General features: G+C 36.4%; 17 protein-coding genes and 1 riboswitch. Of the genes, 8 read left to right on the top strand and 9 right to left on the bottom strand.

From position 1 onward, the window contains the following. Window positions 1–270: 270 nt before the first annotated feature. Both CD31_RS17930 and CD31_RS17925 read left to right on the top strand, forming a co-directional pair. Window positions 271–852, top strand: a complete 582-nt coding sequence (locus tag CD31_RS17930) for a TetR/AcrR family transcriptional regulator (protein ID WP_036079645.1) — start codon at window positions 271–273, stop codon at window positions 850–852. Between the two features lie 263 nt (window positions 853–1115). After that, window positions 1116–2513, top strand: coding sequence for an amino acid permease (locus CD31_RS17925; protein WP_016993429.1), 1398 nt, complete (start codon window positions 1116–1118; stop codon window positions 2511–2513). 90 nt (window positions 2514–2603) lie between these two features. Here CD31_RS17925 and CD31_RS17920 read toward each other — a convergent pair whose 3' ends face one another. Further along, window positions 2604–2993 carry a RidA family protein gene (locus CD31_RS17920; protein ID WP_036079641.1) on the bottom strand — a complete coding sequence of 130 codons (390 nt, stop codon included), beginning with the start codon at window positions 2991–2993 and terminating at the stop codon, window positions 2604–2606. Window positions 2994–3414: 421 nt separating this feature from the next. Here CD31_RS17920 and CD31_RS17915 point away from each other — a divergent pair, with 421 nt between their 5' ends. Further along, a complete protein-coding gene (locus tag CD31_RS17915) occupies window positions 3415–4467 on the top strand; it encodes an AI-2E family transporter (protein WP_016993427.1) in 1053 nt (350 codons plus the stop codon). A 237-nt stretch (window positions 4468–4704) separates the two neighbouring features. Here CD31_RS17915 and CD31_RS17910 read toward each other — a convergent pair whose 3' ends face one another. Further along, a complete protein-coding gene (locus CD31_RS17910) occupies window positions 4705–6048 on the bottom strand; it encodes an MATE family efflux transporter (protein WP_036079639.1) in 1344 nt (447 codons plus the stop codon). Continuing rightward, the gene (locus CD31_RS17905; protein ID WP_036079637.1) at window positions 6035–6502 is read right to left on the bottom strand and encodes a GNAT family N-acetyltransferase; all 468 of its coding nucleotides are present in this window, start codon (window positions 6500–6502) and stop codon (window positions 6035–6037) included. The genes CD31_RS17910 and CD31_RS17905 overlap by 14 nt, the downstream gene beginning before the upstream one ends. An 86-nt stretch (window positions 6503–6588) precedes the next feature. Here CD31_RS17905 and CD31_RS17900 point away from each other — a divergent pair, with 86 nt between their 5' ends. The 3 genes from CD31_RS17900 to CD31_RS17890 all read left to right on the top strand — a co-directional run bounded on the left by CD31_RS17900 (window position 6589) and on the right by CD31_RS17890 (window position 10074). Continuing rightward, window positions 6589–7419, top strand: coding sequence for a MerR family transcriptional regulator (locus tag CD31_RS17900; RefSeq protein ID WP_036079634.1), 831 nt, complete (start codon window positions 6589–6591; stop codon window positions 7417–7419). Between the two features lie 176 nt (window positions 7420–7595). Continuing rightward, a complete protein-coding gene (locus CD31_RS17895) occupies window positions 7596–8897 on the top strand; it encodes an SMI1/KNR4 family protein (protein ID WP_036079632.1) in 1302 nt (433 codons plus the stop codon). A 1-nt stretch (window position 8898) separates the two neighbouring features. Then, window positions 8899–10074, top strand: a complete 1176-nt coding sequence (locus tag CD31_RS17890) for a DUF4272 domain-containing protein (RefSeq protein ID WP_036079629.1) — start codon at window positions 8899–8901, stop codon at window positions 10072–10074. A 49-nt stretch (window positions 10075–10123) separates the two neighbouring features. On the opposite strand, the gene CD31_RS17885 is transcribed toward CD31_RS17890, so the two are convergent. From CD31_RS17885 to CD31_RS17875, 3 genes are all read right to left on the bottom strand, one after another. Beyond that, on the bottom strand, window positions 10124–11536 hold the full coding sequence (locus CD31_RS17885; protein ID WP_036079627.1) for an erythromycin esterase family protein: 1413 nt from the start codon (window positions 11534–11536) through the stop codon (window positions 10124–10126). 137 nt (window positions 11537–11673) lie between these two features. Continuing rightward, on the bottom strand, window positions 11674–12027 hold the full coding sequence (locus CD31_RS17880; RefSeq protein WP_036079625.1) for a hypothetical protein: 354 nt from the start codon (window positions 12025–12027) through the stop codon (window positions 11674–11676). 22 nt (window positions 12028–12049) lie between these two features. Continuing rightward, a complete protein-coding gene (locus CD31_RS17875; protein WP_036079623.1) occupies window positions 12050–12733 on the bottom strand; it encodes a DUF2225 domain-containing protein in 684 nt (227 codons plus the stop codon). Between the two features lie 334 nt (window positions 12734–13067). On the opposite strand from CD31_RS17875, the gene CD31_RS17870 reads away from it, so the two are divergent. Next, entirely contained in the window at window positions 13068–13841 is a 774-nt protein-coding gene (locus CD31_RS17870; RefSeq protein WP_036079622.1) for a Cof-type HAD-IIB family hydrolase, read from the top strand. A 61-nt stretch (window positions 13842–13902) separates the two neighbouring features. Continuing rightward, complete coding sequence (locus CD31_RS17865; RefSeq protein ID WP_036079620.1) at window positions 13903–14499, top strand: DedA family protein; 597 nt, start codon at window positions 13903–13905, stop codon at window positions 14497–14499. Window positions 14500–14529: 30 nt separating this feature from the next. Here the strand turns inward: CD31_RS17865 and CD31_RS17860 are convergent, their stop codons facing one another. The 3 genes from CD31_RS17860 to CD31_RS17850 form a co-directional block, all read right to left on the bottom strand. Next, entirely contained in the window at window positions 14530–15267 is a 738-nt protein-coding gene (locus tag CD31_RS17860) for a cyclase family protein (protein ID WP_036079618.1), read from the bottom strand. Window positions 15268–15354: 87 nt separating this feature from the next. Further along, a riboswitch (SAM riboswitch) is annotated at window positions 15355–15461 on the bottom strand. An 81-nt stretch (window positions 15462–15542) separates the two neighbouring features. Next, window positions 15543–15947, bottom strand: a complete 405-nt coding sequence (locus CD31_RS17855) for a YuzC family spore coat inner layer protein (protein ID WP_244905020.1) — start codon at window positions 15945–15947, stop codon at window positions 15543–15545. A 116-nt stretch (window positions 15948–16063) separates the two neighbouring features. Further along, complete coding sequence (locus CD31_RS17850) at window positions 16064–17635, bottom strand: helix-turn-helix domain-containing protein (protein ID WP_036079614.1); 1572 nt, start codon at window positions 17633–17635, stop codon at window positions 16064–16066. Window positions 17636–17696: the final 61 nt, after the last annotated feature.

Here is a 17696-nt window from a genome sequence, read left to right as displayed (position 1 = left end):
TGCAGCATTTGTATTCTTCACATAGCATTCTCCTTTCTTTATCGAATAATAATTATAACATACCGTTCGGTACAATATAATTATTGGTAAATATAGCTTAAGGTTATTGGATATGTCAATCTAAATTTAGGAATACATAATCCGATTAATTTGAAAGATTAAATAAAATGGACAATAAAAACATCTGATTATAGAAAAATTACATACTGTTTGGTATTATAAAGAGTAATGATTAATTTAATATTTCTTCATAATGGTGGTGTATCTTTAATGGCAAGAACTCGTGAATTTGATGAGGCAAAAGTGTTAGAGGCAGCAATGCAGTTATTTTGGGAGAAGGGATATGAAGCGACTTCTTTAAGTGATCTTACTGCTAGAATGGGGATTCAGCGTCCTAGTATTTATTCAACGTTTGGGGATAAAAAGGAGCTATTTGAAGCGGCACTTCGTAGATATACGACATCTCGCGCATCCGAAATACGGACTAAACTCCAAAGTTACGCCTCTGTAAAACAGGCATTTTCTATATTTTTTGAAGAAGTAATTACTGCTGAATATACAAAAGATCTTAGCAATGGGTGCTTTTGTATCAATACAATGGTTGAATTAGCTCCACATGATGAGAAGTTCGAGATTTTGACGAGAGAGCATCAACTCTATCTGTCAGTAATTTTTCAGGAGACAATTGAACGGGGAATTCAATCAGGAGAATTAGAGGCGAACACGGATGCAAAGTCTTTAGCGCAAGCATTAATTGTTGCGTTAATAGGTTTAACAGTTATGCTGAAATCGCAGCCACAACGCTCATTTGTTGACAATGCCATTGCAACGACGCTGACATTACTTAAATAACTATTGAAAGTATAGAATTGAGAGTCTATGTAACCCTTTAAAATAATATTTTAAAGGGTTTTTTTGAGCTTTTCTAGTTAGAGAAGTAAAAGATTAATAAAACAGATTGATTTATGATGACACACAAATTATTCTAATAAAAAGGAATTATGATAATAATCTAATCATTGACTATATTTTGAAAATTATATAATATACTAATTACTATTAAAAATGTATAAAAATGATAGAAAACATCAATTAGTGAAAGTGGAGTGGTTATTATGGCGAATTTTCTACGAACAAAGTCAATCGAGCAGGCCAATAAAATAACTGAAGTAGAACGCTTTAAACTTAAAAGAGAACTAGGATCATGGCAGTTAATGCTATATGTTTTGGGGGCTACAATAGGGGCAGGGATATTCGTATTGCCTGGAACGACTGCTGCTTTACATGCGGGACCAGGGGTAATTGTTTCTTTCCTCATTGGTGGACTGGTCACAATTGCTGTTGGACTAGCTTATGTTGAATTTGCAGCAATGGCCCCAGTCGCCGGAAGCGCTTATACCTATTCTTATATTGCATTAGGGGAAATTATTGCATGGATGATCGGCTGGGATTTATTATTGGAATTTACCGTAATTGCTAGTACAGTGGCTGTTGGCTGGAGCGGTTACGTAGATTCATTTTTACAATCTATCGGTATCCATTTACCAGGAGCTCTAACAAAAGATATTGCACATGGTGGAATCGTAAATCTACCTGCAGTCATAGGGTGGCTAATCGTAGCTTGGATTGCGTTAAGTGGTATTAAAAATGTTGGTCGTTCAAATACATTATTTACCATTGCGAAGGTTGGAGCAATTATCTTATTTCTTGTTATAGGAACTTTCCATGTAAATCCTGTAAACTGGACGCCATTTACACCATTTGGTTGGTCGGGTGTCATGGCAGGAGCAGCATTAGTATTTTTTGCTTTTACAGGTTTTGATGGGGTAACAACTGTACTAGAAGAAGTAAAAAATCCACAGAAAACAATACCAAAAGCATTAATTGGTGGACTAAGTGTATTAACACTGATTTATGCTCTTGTTGCAGCAATTTTGACAGGGATTGTACCATTCCCTGATTTAGATGTTCCCAACCCAACTGTGTTTGCATTACAGTCTGTAGGAATTCAATGGGGAGGTGCAATCATTGCAGTAGCAGTTATATTTGGGTTACTTGCAACAATGATTGCAAATACTACAAGTGCTACACGTGTTCTATTTGCGATGAGCCGTGATGGACTTCTCCCTGAGAGAATTGCCCAAACTAATAAAAAGACTGGTGTACCTGTATTATCAATTGTCATTGTTGTATTGACAGGTATTATGTTATCAGGGTTTTTATCTATCGGTGAATTAGCGGAATTTGCTAACATTGGAGGTCTAACAGCATTTGCTTTAACGACAGTTAGTGTAATTGTTCTTCGCTACACAAGGCCAGAACAACCACGCGCATTTAAAGTGCCAGCAATCTGGCTTGTGGGAATTGTTGGCGTTGGGGGTTCATTAGCGCTAATCTTTAGTCTTCCACTATTTACAATTTTGCGCTTCTTCATTTGGTTGTTTATAGGCTTAGTTGTTTACTTATTGTATGGCTATAAACATGCTAAAATAAGCTTTACTGATAAAAAGTAATAATAATATGTGATCCCCTTTAGAGCCATCTAGAGGGGTATTTTCTATAAAGAAACCACATATTTCTATAACATTCTACATATTATGAGTTTATAATTCCTTACAAGCCCATGCGTCAATCTCAACCTTTAATGCAGGTGTAGCAAGAGCAACGACATACATTAATGTTGTGCATGGAAGATGTTCCCCCAAGAAGTCATTGATAATTTCCTTTCGTCGATTAGCATCCATATCCCCCACTAAATAAAATACGAGCTTTGTAATATCCTGAATTTCCATATCGGCACTAGCTAGATTTTTTTTAATATTTTCAAGTGCTATCTTCAATTGTCCTATTGCATCTTCAGGTATAGATCCATCGGTCATCATGCCAATCTGTCCAGATAACGTTAACGATCTCTGAGGTCCTGTCACCTCAATTTGATGAACATAAGGAGCAACGGGTGGATGAATGTTCTGAGGATTTCTCGCGATTTTCATAGAATCAGTCCTGTCTCTATTTTATTTATATCTCTAATCAAAATAGCATAAAGTAATAGTTGATAAAAGTTCTATACAAATACCATTATAAATGAACATACAAATTGGATATGCTGGATTAAAGGGTTATAATAGATTTATAGAATTTTGGCTAATACGCTGATAAAGCTTTCACAAAGGATAAAAGTATCGACTTTTTAATTTGACAAGACATACAATTCACTTCACCCCCGCCTTAGGTTTTATAGAGACACTTCTAAAAGAAACATACATTTCGTCTTATTTTGAAGGTAGATGGCTATACTCATTAAATGAGAGGGAAATTTTTACATAAGAATGATGCGTATTGTTATAAATCAATTTTTTAGTGTAGCCCTAGGTAGCAGAGGCAGCGAGGCCGTTTTGTAGAAGGAGTGAATAAATGAATAATTTCTTTCGGAGTAATGGATTTAAGCGTTTTATTATTCTAGTTGGCATTGCTCTTGCATTATATTTAATGCGTAGTATGATCAATCTAATTTTACTTACGTTTATTATTACTTATTTGATGAACCAGCTTACGACAAAGACAACGAAAAGCATAAGAAAATACACGCCAATGAATGAAAAAGCTGTGACGGTAACGTTATACCTTTTACTTGTTGCAGGTATTGTTGCAGTCATTTACAAGTATTTACCAATTGTAACCCAGCAAATTACGCAGCTTTTCGACCTCATTGCAAGTTTTAATCTCGATCCAGATGACAATGAGATTGCGAGATACTTAGCACCAACTTTTGAGAAGATAGAGCTCGGGAAATATTTAGAGCAAGGTGTGGATTTAACTCTTAAAAATATTACGAATATTGGTAAAATCATTATGCAAATTTTGATTTCGCTAATATTGAGTTTATTCATCTTGTTAGAGAAGAATCGTATTATTGAGTTTACAGCCAAGTTCAAGGATAGTAAAATTGGGCCGCTTTATGATGAGCTTCATTACTTCTCAAGAATCTTCATCCGCTCTTTTGGCAAAGTAATTGAGGCCCAATTTATTATTGCTGCTGTTAACTGTGTATTATCCGTAATTGCCCTTTCCATTATGGGCTTCCCACATTTGATTGCCCTTGGAATTATGCTCTTTATTTTAGGCTTAGTTCCAGTCGCAGGAGTTATTATTTCGTTAATACCACTAAGCATTATCGCATATAGCATTGGTGGCTTGATGTACATCGTCTACATTTTGGTCATTGTCATGGTTTTACACGCCATTGAAGCATACTTCTTAAACCCAAAGCTTATGTCCGCAAAAACAGATTTACCGATTTTCTATACGTTTATGGTCATTCTCTTCTCGGAGCATTTCCTTGGTGTATGGGGACTAATCATAGGTATTCCACTATTTATGTTTATGCTTGATATTCTAGGTGTAACCTCCTCGGAAGACCCTACGAAGAAATCGGTGAAAGTACCAACTGAAAAACAAATGGAATAGTTCTAACAAAGGAATCATCTACACATCTGATGATTCCTTATTTACTGCACAAGAGGTGTTTATATTGATAAAAGGCCCACAGGTCTATTTAAGAGAAATACGTGAGGAAGATAGCGATAGTATTATAAGATGCTTTTAAAATAAAAAAACCGAACTATTCGAAACACTTCGTGAGTGTTTTAGTGGATAGTTCGGTATTTTTGTTGGCTAAAACCCTTTTGTCCCCGTTTCTTTTATTTAAGCATGTTTAGGAGATGCAAGGGTTCTTGGATTTTTTTTAATGTACAAGTAAATAAGCAAGGCTGTAATCCCTTCTGCTACTGGGAAGGTCCACCAAATGGCCTGCGAGCCAAGTATCTTGGGGAGTATGATAAGAGTAGGGATAAATAAAATAATACTACGTAGTAACATAATTGTTGTGGCTATACGAATTTTTTCAATGGATTGAAAGAATTCTGCGAACACCATGTTGATCCCTAAAAATACATAGCCAATGGCGAAATGAACAAAGCCCTGTGCCGCCATACTGCGAATTTCAAATGAGCTATCTCCGAATAAAGCCATTAATTGTGAAGGGAAAATAAGAGCTATAAGAGCAGTTGTTAACCCTAAAATAAATGCGGTAGCTAAACCGATTTTTAATAAAGCTGTTAATCTTTCTAGTAATTTTGCACCGTGGTGATAACTAACTAATGGTTGTAGGGCCATACCAACGCCAAGAAAAATAGTCAGCAAGACAGTATGGATATAATTGACCATTGCATAGGCTGTAACGCCATTTGCGCCTAAATAATATAAAAAGGTAACGTTATACAAAATAACGATAACTGCAACGGAAGCTTCGACAATAAAGCTAGGTAAACCTATTGAAAAAATTTTTTTCAGATCTGATAGATTAAAAAATGAAGTGACAAACTTTAACTCAGATTGAGGACGGAAAAAATGAAGACATAGCACAGACGTACCTACAATTGTGGCTATTGCTGTCGCTAAGGCACAACCAGTCACACCATAATCTAGTACGAAGATGAAAACATAATTTAAAAGTATATTCAAAACCGATGTTGTAATTAAGCCCAGCATAGCTAATTTTGGGTTGCCATCATTTCGAATAAAAATACTTAAGAGATTTTCAATTGTGTAGAATACCCCAAAGAGCAAAATGACATGTAGATACTCCTGCACATAAGGATACGTATCATCGCTCGCCCCAAATATATAAGAAATGTCCTTTAGATTTAACGCGAGAAATCCAATAATTGTGATGACAACCACTAGCATTATAGAAAACGCCAATGTAAATAGTTGATGAGCACGTTGCTTATTGCCCTCTCCTAGAGAAATCGAGAAAAGGGTAGCTCCTCCCATGCCAATCCATAGAGAAATAGAAAGCAAAATGGAGAAAATAGGAACAGCGATATTAACTCCAGCTAAAGCTGTAGGTCCCACGCCATGACTAACAAAAATGCCATCTACCAATATATTGACGGACATTAAAAGCATCCCGATCATTGCAGGGAATAAGTATGATAAAAATAATGGCTTCAGTGGTCTTGTTTCAATTGGATTAATGGTTGTCATAACCATGCACCTCCAAAACCATCACTTTTTCCCCTTTATCATCTAGCTCACCATTAAATATAAAACCGAATTGTTTATATAGTTGGATAGCTACAGCGTTATTGTCATAAACACTTAAATATATCTGAAGACAGTTGAACTTTACTGTTAAATATTGAATAAGCTGCTGTAAAAAATGTTTTCCTAAACCTTGTCCTTGGTATTGTTCTGCAATTAGATAGCGATCAAGCCATACGCGTTGACTGTAATCATCATGAGGGAATAAGCCGTACATAGCGAAGCCTATAGCGGTGTTATCTTTATACAGACCTAAAGGCGTAAAGCGTCGATCCATTTCTGCCTCTGCTAAGCACTGGTCTGTAGATTCAATAAAATGTTGCTGACTGTCAGCGATGCGTAATGCTAAAATTTCTTTCTTGTTAAAAGCTGTAATGTCACGAATCTCCGTGAACATAATGTCAAAACCTTTCTATTTTTATTTTGAATAGATACAATCTAAAGTATATAGTAACTATATAGTCAAGGGAGGAAGCTCAAAAAATGCTTAATAAAAATGTAAAATATTTTACAACCGGGGAATTTGCAAAATTATGTAAGGTAAATAAACAGACGCTTATTTATTATGATCAAATTGGTTTATTATCTCCCATCATGAAGGATAGTAAGGATTATAGGTATTATTCACTTGCTCAATATGATTTTTTCGGTGTTATTGAATTATTAAAGGCAGTGGGAATGTCCTTAAAGGATATTCAGCAGTATATGGCAGAGAAATCACCTGAAAATTTTTTAGAATTGATGCATCAACAAAAAGAGCATGTTGCGAAGAAACGTAGAGAACTAGAAATGATTGAGAATATTATTGATGTTAAAATCAAAACAACAGAGGAAGCACTGCATCTAAATTTTAAGGACATCACGATTGAATACTTTCCTGAAGACACATTATATTTGAGTAAAAATATCGAGAATTCTACAGAAGAGCAGTTTGTGAAGGCTGTATCTGACTTTATTGAGGAATTGGATCGCTCTCAATTAGATACGGGGTATCCAATTGGAGGGATAACAAGAAGAGAGCAAGTGTTAGCTGGAAATTACGACAACTACAGTTATTTATATATTGAGCAACCTCATCCAAGAGAAGGGCATCCTTATTTTAAGGCGATAGAGGGTGAATTTGTGATTGGTTATCATGTTGGCCCCTCTTCAAAACTTGGTGAGACATACACACGGTTATTTAATGTCATGCATGAAAAGGGGTATGAGCTAGGCCAATATGTATACGAGGAATACATTTATGATGCTGTAATGAAAAATCGAGAAGAAGAGTATGTAACCAAAATTATGATGGAAGTTAATAAAGTAAAATAAAACATAATAGAAAAGAATGAATATAGCTGAGTCATTTATCATATACGAAGGTTTAGATGCCAGTAAAATAATAGCATTTTATCATCCTGTTTAAAGTTATCCTAATCAGTAAATGATTTCCTGACGATAAATAAGAAGTATGACATCACATGGGCTTTATATGGAGGTTAGAGACAATGTGGATTGAGCGTTGGAATCATTTAGTAGAGCGATTGAAACAACAAGAAGCTTGTGTACATCCGATTGAAATACAACCAGTCGCTACTGAGCAAGAGTTACTGCAGGTGGAGGCAAGACTGGGTGTACAAATCCCTAGTGGATTTCGTCAACTATTGCAAAATTGCTCAAAGCAAGTAAGTATTTATTGGTCATTACCTGAGGAGGCGATCCTTCCTATTGAATTGCTTGATACGCCTTCTGGGGAGTTTGGCTGGAGTTTAAACGACTTAGACTTTCCTTACTTTGAAGAGAATGATGAATCGGATGAACAGCAATATTTACAATTTTTTACGGCAGGTAATGGAGATGCTCTTCTCCTTAAGCTCGAGGATGAAACGATTTGGTATTGGAGTCATGAAGAAGATGAGTTTGATTTGCTTGCTGCCAGCTTTCATTCGTACGTTAATAATATGACAGCTTTAGGGTGTATCGGAGTAGACTGCGGACAGCATCGTCAATTTTGTAGCGAAAATGGATTGGATATTGAATTGGCTAGCTCACAATTATGGCTAACTTGGCTAGAACAATATTTAAGCTCTAATTTACAGCAGGCTCAATCCGGCTTAGATTCTTTACTTCATTATGTTTCCATGCATGGTGTGAAAAAAACAAGCGTGCAGGAGACATTTTTGCATTTTGATGGTGTGCAGGTGTATCAGGCACTTCGACATAAATTAGAGCGCGCTCAATCTCCATCAGAACAGAAAGCGTGGAGTGAAGTTTTAGTCAAGGTATGCCCGAGTGAGGCAGGAAATTGGGCGAGGGAACTTTGGCAAGTACAGAGTGACGTACCAGACTGGCTGCGTGATTATGTAACAGCACATTGTTTACCAGCTGATGAAGGACTTTCTTTCATCTTAATGGATATCGAAAAAGATAGAATTGATGCCTATACTGCCCTGTATCGTCTACGTCAATTTCATCACCCAAATATCATAGACTGGATGAGATACTATGTCACGTTTCCCATTGATGGATGGGATACACTTTTAGCTGAGTCACAGCCAAGTGCAGAGACGTTATACGAGTGGTTAAATGGCAACGAAGTAGAGAGGCTAACATCCATTCGTGCCATTTGTCAGATGATGCAGCGTGGAATCACACCAACAACTATGATAGACGAAGAAAAATGGCGCCCTTTGCTGGCTTATTGGGTTGAACATGAGGTGCTACGGAAAAATAAACAGCTGTTTAGCCAAGCACTTAGTTGTTTGGAAAATTGGATATTAAAATGCTATATGCAACGAAGGGGAGAGTAGATTGAACCATTTTACGATATTTGCTTCCAAAAATGATACGGATGATATAGAGGATAAGCTATCTGATATATTAGCAAAAAGCTTTACTATTGAAAAAAACGATAATGAATATTTATTAAAATCAAGAGGTTTATTTAATAAATATAGATGCACCATAAACATTTTAACTGAAGATACGAACCCTGATTATTTTGCAAAAAATATACCTGGGATGATGGGCTTTTACAATTCAATTCCATTTAAAGATGAACAGCTAAAAGAACAAGTAATGATTCAAATATCCGTGCTCAATACTGTCGTTGCAATCGAAATGGACAAAGAGATGACAGATGACCATATGCAGCAATTTATAAAATTACTAGCAAGCATAGGGGGGATTGGTTTCCTATCAGATGGTACTTTGCTGGATCAAAATGGTATGGTTATCGTTTATCCTAATGGAGAATCGGGTCCATCTGTTTTTCGACCACATGCTTGTACAAGAAAGATACATGCACATGAGATGACGTCAGCACAGGGAGAAGCACGAAAAAATAGAACGATAGCTTTTTTAATGGATAAGGAGATTCCTTATGCATCATCACTTCCTCAGCTACCACCAGTAGAAAATCTTCAATTTAAAAGCCAAGAGGATATTGCAAGAAGAGCGGTTGCCCTGTTAATTGTTATTCAATTCGCATGTGATGTAGCACAGAGGGGTGATATTGAGGAGTCTAGAGAATTCTTTACCAATATGCTACGAACATATGGGGTGCATGAATTTTTAACGGAGCATGAAAAATTCTTTCTTGAGGCTCAGCATCCTGGTGCTCAAGAAGCAGTCAATATATCATGGCAATATGAAGCCTATTGGACACTTATTTGGGCATTGGGGCTTGTGGAAGAGCTAAATTTCCCTGACGATGTATGTGATTGTGAATATGCAATTCAAGTAGTTTCCCGTTGCGAGACATTTGAGCAATTTTATGGTCAAACGGTACTGCGCAGTAAGGAAGATATAGTGGATGAGGCGGATAAAATTTACAGATTACATTGGGCTTGTGTAGATAGCCGCATCAATGGACAAGAAGCTCCTTTAGCATTAAATGAAAGTGTTGTGATGGAAAGACGGAGAGGCTTATTTTGGATGATTGGATATCAAGGCGAAGAATGGGATACTATATCGATGGATACTTAAAATAATAGCAAACTAGGAAATCTAGTTTGCTATTGTTTAATAAGAGAGATTATTTAATATAAGTTGGTTTATTCACCTGATCTATTAAAAGTATACCATCGTATTGGTCGCGCGGAACAAGACTTTCCTGTATCATTCCCCAACTATAGGATAAGCGTGGTTCAAACATCCATGAGTTGCCTCGTTCATTTTGTCGATTGCGTAAATCGATGAATGTGTAAGGTTTATTTGTTGAAGACAGAATATCTTCAATAGATCCTTTGACAGGAGGTAAAACAGGCATAGGTTCTCCCATATTATTTGCTGTCTCTCCACTAGTCATGTATAGACCTAATACATAGCTATATTTCTTATAGATATCAGGTAAACGTTCCCCCATTAATTTAACTGGGTAAGGAGATCCCATTACATCCGATTGTGCTTTACGAATATGATCGTTATGAGCCCATACAATAAACTTTTCTGTTGGGTACACCTCTTCAGCTAACCAAAGTAAGTTCTCCATCATCGCTTGATCTCGCCATTCCATAGTTTGCAAAAATGATTCTATATTATTTTGTTCAATGTCGATATTGGACTGAATTGTTAACTCTATATATTCGTCTGCTAGTCGAATACGATCTGCTAGAGTGCGATCCATTAGTTTTACAATATGAGGCTCTTTTGGATAAGCTGCCTGTAGCTCTTTTTCTTTGAATTGTATTTGTGATTTTACTTGTTTATATACATCAAGTATAGTAGCTTTTACTTTTTGATAGCCCTTCAAATCTTTTCCCGAGCTCCATTCAGCAAGTTGCTTCTCAGCTTCATTGAATTGCTGAGCCAACTTAGGGTTTTGCAGCCAATCTCCGTTCGTAAATGCTCCTTGCTGTTGAATATCGAAGCCAGTAAGTACAAGAGGTTGCTCTGTTGCTTGAGTCGATTTTGCATAGTCAAACAGAGGCAAAGTTTCTTTTGTCCACCAAACGCCGAAAATGGCATCCTTCATTGTTTGTAGAGCTGCTTGTTTATCAATTTGTCCTTGAGCATTCATCACATTACCCATACCACTTTCAAAGGCAAGGACATTATAGCCCATATCTTGATGTAAAAATTGTATTAAACGTGTTTTCGCTAGATTGAATTGCGCCACTCCATGAGAGCTTTCCCCTAAAAAGACAATACGTTTATCATGTAATAAAGGTTTTAGCATCTCTAAATCGTTAAATTTGTTAGCGGGAATTTTTTGTCCGTCAAACGTTTCAGGCTGGATGGATGACAGGCTGTATGCATGGTCATTCACCCATTTTTTCCAATCAAGTAATGTTTCATTAGAAGTCCTAGCTTGTTTGACGGCAGAATCGTTTTTAATAATCTGCTCATTTACAGGGACAGCAGCAGAGACATTTACTACTCCACTTACTGTCATTAGACTTGCCAGTGCAAAACTTAATAAAACCTTATGCTTCCTAGCTTTCCTCATTAATTATCAGCCCTTCACTTTATATTGATACTAATTATAGAAAGGCAAGTTTAAAGTTTAGGAAGAATTTGTTTAAAATTAGTTTAAATTTAGTATGTAAAAAAGAAAAACACCTCCAATTGATGGAGGTTGGCATGCTATTTATAGTGATACGTACTTGCTCTTACATGGTTACGTTGAATTTGGTTAAACCATGCACGATCCTTTTCTTCTTGTTTTAATGTACCAACAATGGAAGAAGAGCAGCTCACACAAATTTTAGCTTGTGTAATCTGTCCACATCGTTCACATGGTGCCCCTAAATTAGGAAAAATGGAGTTCTTTAATTTTCCTGCTTTTACCCATTTATAAAGCAATTCGGATGATACGCCTGTTAAAGCGACAACCTCATCGTTTGTTAGGTAGCGATTATTTTTCCTTAATAAAAAATGATGTAGCTCTGAATATATATCCTCTTCTCTCACATCAATTTTCTTTTGAAATAGCAACATAACCAATCATCTCCTCGTCCCATTAATTAATGATTTCATTAATTGTTATGGGTTGTTCGTCATATTTATAATTTTCCCAGCGATTGCGTGCAAGCTTGCGATATTTCGTCGAAACATTTCGATCTGCAATTAAGCGTGAAAAGCCTTTTTTAGCTTCAGGGATATCACCAAGTCGAAGGCTTAATTCAGCATGTAAAAACTGAATTCTCTCTCCACCTTCTTGATTGGATGCAAAGGATTTACTATAAAAATCTCTAGCTGCAAAAAGGTAGCGCTTTTCAGATTCTTCGTCCTTTTTTAATCGATAGAGCCAAGCAATTTTTAGAGCGAAATTAGCCATTAAAAGAGATTCTTCCATTGACGCACGGGATACTAAATAGGCGAGCTTAAAACTGATAATGGCATCATCAATTGTACGTTCCTGACAGATATCCATAGGTTTCTGGAGCTCTTTAATGTATAGTTCATCAATGAGGAGCATGAAAGGTCCATAAGTTCGTGTCATCGATTTATGATAGGCATAGCCACAATGTGGACATACGGCAACTTCATACAGCAAAGGGTTTAGGCCATCATAAACAGGCATGAAATCCGTTTGTTCTTCGATAATTTTATATCGATTAGGGCGAACTTTATATGTGGTAAACTGCTTTTTACAAAATTTACAGTCTACACTACTTTCATAGTAGTAAATGTTAAATGCCATAAGAATCAACTCCTTTGCGCGCTCGATAATTTTATTTCTTTTGTTCTATTTATACGTAAGATTTTATCGTTCAATGTGTTTAAGGTATTATCTTTTATTTTAACAATTTTGTGTTCTTTGGTATACTCCTTTAGAATTATTAAATTAAAAATATTCAAGGAATTTTTAGTTAAATATTATTATAAATACGCTTGTAATAGTTTTTATCGGTGTTGCCAATGGAAGTTATATAGCTTGCTGAAAGTTTGTCAAAATACTTTCACATATTTCATGTGGAAGAAATTATAAATTTAATTTCATTGGTTCTAAACGACTATAATGGAGGTGGCTCAAAATGAAGTATAACATCGTGTTTTTTGATGTAGACGGTACATTGATTAATTACGAGGATGGCTGTGTGGAAGCAAGTACCAAACAGGCTATTCAGCTATTGCAAGAAAAAGGAATCCATCTTGTAGCGGCTACTGGAAGACCTTTATCCATGTGCTATGAGTTAAAAGAGCTGGGGATTGAAACCTTTATTACAGCCAATGGGGCCTATGTGAAACATAAGGATCTTGTTCTACATAAAACTCCTATTGCCAAAGATATTGTCCAAAATGTACAGGCCTTTTCACAGGAACAGCGGCATAGCCTAACCTTTTTTACTGAGCAGCTATCCATGAATAGCATACAAAGTCCAGTAGCTTTAAGAGCGATGCAGGAAACTTTATCTTTACGGGATTTTCCAATTATAAATGAAAACATTGTAGATGAAGAGGTTTTTCTCATGTGTCTATATGCAGATGAGCTGGCTGAAAAAAGATATACTAGCCAATTTTCGAATATATTTTTGCAGCGATGGCATCCTTATATTGTGAATGTATTACAGCAGGATGTTTCGAAGTCAATAGCTATTAAAGCCGTACTGGATCATTTTAACATCGACCCTGAGAATGCGATTGCTTTTGGGGATGGGGATAATGATATTGACATGTTGGAGTATGTAGGATTAGGAATTGCCATGGGGAATGGTAGCACAGCTCTAAAAAGTGCTGCCAATTTTGTTACAAAGAAATCTACTGATAACGGTATCGATTTTGCTTTACGTCAGCTTCAAGTCATTTAGAGCGCTGAGGCTACACTATATATAGCAGGTAGATTTTAATAAATTTTAGGTGGGATGATTTATGGCACATCACGTGCAGTCTCTAATTGAACATTACGGATACTTTGGAATTATCGTGATTCTAATTGGAGGTATTGTAGGGGTGCCACTTCCTGATGAGGTGTTTCTAACTTATGTAGGCTATAGTGTTTACCGAGAAAGTCTTGAACATATTCCTGCTTTAGTCAGTGCAATGATTGGTGCGGTTGGAGGCATTACCTTAAGCTACTATATTGGTTATCGTTTTGGCTTACCGTTATTGCAGAAATATGGGCCTAAAATTCATATTACAGAGCAAAAAATTGACTTTACGAAAAAGATGTTTACAAAAATAGGACCTACCCTATTATTAATTGGCTATTTTATCCCCGGGGTACGTCATTTGACAGCGTATATTGCGGCTATTAATAATTATCCTTATAGAAAGTTTGCGCTTTTTGCCTATACAGGGGCATTTATCTGGACGTTCACATTTATATCATTAGGAAAGATGCTTGGAGAGAAATGGCGATTTGTTGGATACTATCTGACTCATTATAGTATCTATCTTATCCTTTTATTTATTGTAGGGATGCTCATTGCTTACTTTCTATTCAAAAAAAGAAATGGACAAACATAAAAGTCGGTATACGCTATACCGACTTTTATGTTATGGCAAAATAGCAAATGAGCGCACAGGGAAGCCAGATGCTTTTTCTGGCTTAGGTACGATATTGAAGATGATAGCGCCTTTCGCAGGTAGCTTGTCCAAATTCGTCATTAGCTCAATTTGATAGGTGTCTTGTTCAAGTACGAAATATTCACCATCTAGCTTGCCATTTTTACGAAAATCGGCGGCAGAGTCCGTATCGAATGTTTCATGACCAATTGCGCTTACCTTGCGTTCTTTTAGTAAAAACTGTAAAGCTTCTAAACCCCAGCCAGGGATATGGTTATGTCCATCTGCATCCTTATTACTGAAAGCTTCTTTATCTGGCCAGCGCTTACTCCAATCTGTACGTAATGCTACAAATGTTCCTGCTTCTATTTCTCCATGCTTGTCCTCAAAATCAAGAATATCTTCAACACTTAATGCAAAGTCATGGTTGCTTGCAGCCTCTTGTGATTTATCAATGACAACAAGGGGGAGAACAAGCTCTTTTAGTTCTAATTCTTCTAAGTAGCGAGTATCTCGCACAAAATGAATGGGTGGGTCGATATGTGTGCCATATTGACCGGGGAACGTAAATTGTTGGGCGAAGAAGCCATCCTTATGAGAGAATAACGTTTCAAATTTAGCGTCCTCAAACATAAAAAAATGTGGTGAATTAGGGCCGAATGTATGTGTTAAGTCAACCCACTGTTTCGATTTTAATAATTGCAATGCTTGTAAAAGTTCATTAGACATCGATTTCCCTGCTTTCTGTTAAAAATAGTGGTACAAAAAAAGGAGTCCCCTTATAGAAGAGGACTCCTGCTGAAACAACGGTAGTTCTTCTCATCTTCAAGGCTGATCATTTTGCCAATTGGAATTAGCACCATACTGTTTAGCTGGTTGCTGAGACTTCATCGGGCCAATCCCTCCGTCTCTCTTGATAAGAAAAGTAATATAAGAATTTTCAGAAATAACAATACAAACACTTTAGCATAGTTTTTTATAGTTTACAAGTTCACTAGGAAGTTTCACCAATTCAAATTCAAGGTGACTCCACAACAATCATTATCAATAAGACGTATTCTAAAACTGTCTGGTGTATAGTTCGTTTCAAATTTCATCGTAATGCCTGTTGATGTGATTAATTTTTCAACCTCTGTTTTATTTGAAAGTTGAGCAGCATTCATTAAATCATGTGCGAATTGTTGGGAGCTATCTATTTTATCCGTAAGTAATTGAGCTTGCTGCATCATCGCCTTTATCCGTGTTGCTGAAGCTTTTAATTTGTGTGTATCGACAGGTGGAAAAGGATTATTGGTCGGCATTGCTAGATGTTGAGAAAAGGGTCTAACGGCAAAATGATTTGCAATTGGCGATGTTGGATAATGATAGGGATGAACAAAATACGGATAAGGATTGTAATACAAGATCATTCCTCCTATCCTATAGCCTGATATCTTATCTTATGTAGCCAAACGACTTTCGGTGTTATTTACAATACAATGTTTGTCCTAAACATTTAAAAAGGAAGCTAAAGTGAGCTTCCTTTTTAGCCAAGTACATCCAAGACATCATCAATTTTTTTACTATGTGATAAAATGCCATAATTCATCCATGTTAAAAAGTCTACTTCATAGACACAGTTGGTTTTAACAGCTTCTAGGTTTTTCCAAGTAGGTGTTTTTAAAATAGCACGTTCTTCATTCTCATGAATGGAATGTTGTTTATCAAATGTAATAAATAAATGATCGGCATCTAATTGCATCAATCGATCAAATGTCAGTTGGGCTTTACGTTGATTGGGCGGAATACTCCATACTAGTGAATGGGGCATTAAACCTAAGTCATGATATAAAATGGGGCCCGTATAGCCACACTCAGGACCAGCGTATAGAGTGATGCCAATGGCTGAAATACGGAGAAATGCCACACTTTGCCCATAAACGGATTTACTAAGAATTCCTTTTGCTTGTTGTACTTTATCTTCATATTGTAGGATTACGTCTTGTATCAAGGAGGTTTTTCCTGTTAGATCTGCAATTTTAAATAACGTAGATTGCCAATTCTCTCCAGGGTGTGAGAGATGGCAGACGGGGGCTACCTCATTTAAATGCGGAAAGGATTCCCAACGCTCTACACCAGAATCTAGCATAATTAAAGTTGGCTTATAGTAAAGGAGTCGATCCATTTCTCTATTTTGTACATCGATATCTGGCACTTCCTGTAGACCTAAATAGTCTTGTTTTCCCCATTTTGAATGACTGAATTGAGCAATTGGCGTAATCCCAAGGGCAACAAAGAAATCTTCTAAGAATGGTGCAAATACACGTAGATGGCTGCTTTGACTTCTTCGATATTGTCCTGGCGAAATGCCGACATGTTCTTTAAAACGACGATTGAAATAATACTCATTATTAAATCCGACAGACTGGCTAATTTCATATACTCGATCATTTGTTGTTATTAATAATTGCTTAGCTTTTTCAATACGAATGTTATTTAAATAGTGAAGAGGAATTTGTCCCGTAATATCTTTAAAAATGCGCGTATAATTCCATCTTGGGACGTCAGCTAACTGTGCTAGCTGCTCAACCGTCCACTCTTTTTCAAAATGTTTATGTAATTGGTTAATGGACTGCTCAACAGATTGGCGATCATTTTTTTGCATCTGCCTGGGTATAATTTGATGCAAGAGCAATAACATCAGCTCTTGAAAGTGCACATGCTGCTCAAAAATCGTGTGTTCATCCTCCGCTAACCGGTTTTGATAGATGACTTCTAGCAGTCTATGACATTGTGAAAAGGGGAGAAGATGTCGTTCGCTGATACTTGTAAAATGACTATATGAATTTTGACTATTGCTGAGATTGACAATGTTGAATTGTAACTGATAAAAACAAAGGTGTTCACTTTGAATGTGAATACTAACCGTGTTATTTGGCGGTATCAATATGCACTTTTCCTCACTAAAATGAATGGTGTCATGATCTATTTCTAGCTTTCCGCTACCATTCATTACGATGAAAAGTGTATAGAAACCACTACTAATCAACAACTTGTTTGATGATTGAATTGCATAAGAGATATTTTGTAACGTATAAACATGTGTTAAGTTACCCATTGATAGTTCACCCCTTTTTGTTGAGTTGGAAGAACAACACAAAGAAAGCTCTCATTAAGAG

This window comes from Lysinibacillus boronitolerans JCM 21713 = 10a = NBRC 103108, assembly GCF_000772935.1.
Taxonomy (GTDB): Bacteria; Bacillota; Bacilli; order Bacillales_A; family Planococcaceae; genus Lysinibacillus; species Lysinibacillus boronitolerans.
This window is presented reverse-complemented; position numbering and strand designations above follow the sequence as displayed.